Origin of the sequence: Stenotrophomonas sp. SrG (assembly GCF_050031795.1) — a bacterium.
Classification (GTDB): domain Bacteria; phylum Pseudomonadota; class Gammaproteobacteria; order Xanthomonadales; family Xanthomonadaceae; genus Stenotrophomonas; species Stenotrophomonas rhizophila_A.
In genome coordinates, this window is sequence record NZ_JBNBBE010000919.1 from 1 (window position 1) to 243 (window position 243).

General features: G+C 82.7%; 1 pseudogene. It reads right to left on the minus strand.

Annotated elements, in window-relative coordinates:
- Positions 1-243 (minus strand): annotated as a pseudogene (locus ACQG3P_RS22170) (hypothetical protein); the annotation flags it as partial.

Below are 243 nucleotides of genomic sequence, written 5' to 3' on the forward strand. Positions count from 1 at the left end.
TGGTGCGGAAGCCGGTGCTCGGGCCACGTCCTGGCGGGCGTGCCGTTCACGCGGGGCGGCCACGTGGCCATTCGCCGCTGCCCGGGCGGCCGTCAGCGGCGAGGCCCGCAGCGTGCGCGCGCCCGGGCCCTGGCGCCCGTCGAGGTTGCGGTTGCTGGTGCTCCCCGCCGGCGGCGCGGGGGCGGCGAGGTCGCCGGTCAGGGCCCGCGACAGCGAACCGCCCGGCGCGCGCGCGGCGGCGCG